The 2043-nt window shown below is 35.2% G+C and carries 2 protein-coding genes and 2 pseudogenes; all 4 read left to right on the top strand.

Annotated features, from left to right (window positions below; translation table 11 throughout):
• Positions 1-302: pseudogene (locus HET73_RS07175) on the top strand (HesB/IscA family protein); the annotation flags it as partial.
• A gap of 5 nt (positions 303-307) precedes the next feature.
• Complete coding sequence (locus tag HET73_RS07170) at positions 308-766, top strand: iron-sulfur cluster co-chaperone HscB C-terminal domain-containing protein (RefSeq protein WP_174133125.1); 459 nt, start codon at positions 308-310, stop codon at positions 764-766.
• Positions 744-869, top strand: coding sequence for a hypothetical protein (locus HET73_RS09220; protein WP_255453414.1), 126 nt, complete (start codon positions 744-746; stop codon positions 867-869). Before HET73_RS07170 ends, HET73_RS09220 begins: the two co-directional genes overlap by 23 nt.
• 186 nt (positions 870-1055) lie before the next feature.
• Positions 1056-2005, top strand: a pseudogene (locus tag HET73_RS07165) (Hsp70 family protein).
• The last annotated feature ends 38 nt before the right edge of the window (positions 2006-2043 follow it).

The following is a 2043-nucleotide window of genomic DNA, read 5'->3' as shown; positions in this document are numbered from 1 at the left end:
GCACGATAACCTTGAGAAGTCAGAAGAAGCAATAGGAATAAGGGTACTAATTAAACAAAAAGGATGTTCCGGCTTAAAATATGATATTGAATATGCATATGATATTCGTCCTTTAGAGTCAGTAATTGAAGAAAGCTGCAGTGATGGCCAAAAAGTCAAGGTATTGATCGATCCAAAATTTGTCATGTTTATCATTGGCTCTGAAATAGATTACGTAGAGGAAAAACTCTCTCTCTCTCTCTCTCTCATCTGGTTTTGTTTTTAAAAACCCTAATGAGAAAGGAAAATGTGGTTGTGGAGATTTTTCATGTCTAGCAACTATTTTACATTGTTTGAAATCGAACAAGCTTTCAACATCAGCTTTGATGAGCTTGAGAAAAAGTATATTGCGCTCAGCAGAGCTGATATAAATGAAAAACAGTCCAAAAACATGGAAAATATAAACAAAGCTTATCAAGTGGTAAAGTCACCACTAAAAAGTGCCGCGCATTTGCTGGATCATTTTGGTGTAAAAAGCCAAAAGGACCATATAAATTCTAAAATATTGAATGAATCAATGGAAATAAGAGAGTATTTGCTAGACTGTGATGATCTACAATTTGCAAGTTGGATGATTGATGAAAAGATAAAGGGTTGCACCAAAAATCTAATTAATGCTTTTGCTGCAAAGAATTTTGGTGAAGCTATTACGCATGTTTTGAGATTGAAATATTTATATAAGTCATTTGAGGAAATGAAGAAAAATGCGGCCAATTCAAATTTCTGAACCGAATTCAAATGAAACAGTGTTTGGTATAGACCTTGGCACTACCAATTCTTTAATTGATATAATGAATAAAGCTGGTGACGTGGAGATATTAGGATTATAGACAAGGAAGAGAACTGCTACCTTCTGCTCTTTCATATGAAAATAACATATTGAAAACCAGCTAAGATGTTGGCTCAGGTGCAATTTACTCGGAAAAACGTTTAATGGGTAAAAGTGTCAAAGACTTGCACAAAGAAGGCATCAATTTTGAAATAGACGATGACAGTGAAAAAGTTATTAGGGTAAAATGCGCAGAAGAAAGTATCTCACTCCTGTTGAAATTTCTGCTGAAATATTAAAAGCTTTATGTGAGAGGGTAAAAAAGTCTACAGGGCTGGAAGTAAAAAAAGCAGTGATTACTGTGCCAGCTTACTTTAACGATTCAACACGTAACGCAACTAAATACGCAGCAAAATTAGCTGGCATAGAAGTTCTTCGCCTTGTTAATGAGCCAACTGCTGCGGCGCTTTCTTATTCCATTGAAAAGAACAATAACAGTGGAATATATGCAGTTTATGACCTCGGTGGCGGAACATTTGATATTTCGATATTGAAATTGCACCAAGGAGTGTTTCAAGTCCTTGCAGTTGGTGGTGATACTAAACTTGGTGGTGATGATTTTGATCATCTGCTGAGCATTATTGTGCTTAATAAGTATAGAGAAAAGGTGGGTTTAAGTGAAGAACGCCCTGCTAACACTCCAACACGTACCGTGAAAGAATACCTTAGCGGCAATGCCTCTGGAACTTTTGAATTCAATATTAACGGTGAATTATTTAAATGTGAAATTACCAAAGAGGAATTCGAGCAAGCAATAAGTCCTTTGGACTATCAATATAGTCACTCGTACTATAGACGATATAGATCTTAAATTTGATGATATAAAAGGGGTAATTTAATTAGTGGCACTAGTAGAGTGCCATTAGTTTATAACTTACTAGTCAAACTCTTTGAAAATAAGGTACTGAATGATGTAGATCCAGATAAAGCAGTTGTTATTGGGGCAGCTTTGCAGGCTTATTATTTAACTTCAAGCTCAAAAGATAGGAGCTTGGTCTCTTGGACGTTTTGACTTTATCACTTGGCATAGAAACTATGGGAGGAATAGTTGAAAAGTTCATACCAAGAAATACGCCATTGCCAGTTTCAGAAACAAAGGAGTTTACAACTTACATCGATGTTACAACTCTAATTTAAATAAATCTAGTGGAATTATAGAAGACATTGATGTCATA

It is taken from the genome of Wolbachia endosymbiont of Atemnus politus, assembly GCF_013309895.1.
This window is presented reverse-complemented; position numbering and strand designations above follow the sequence as displayed.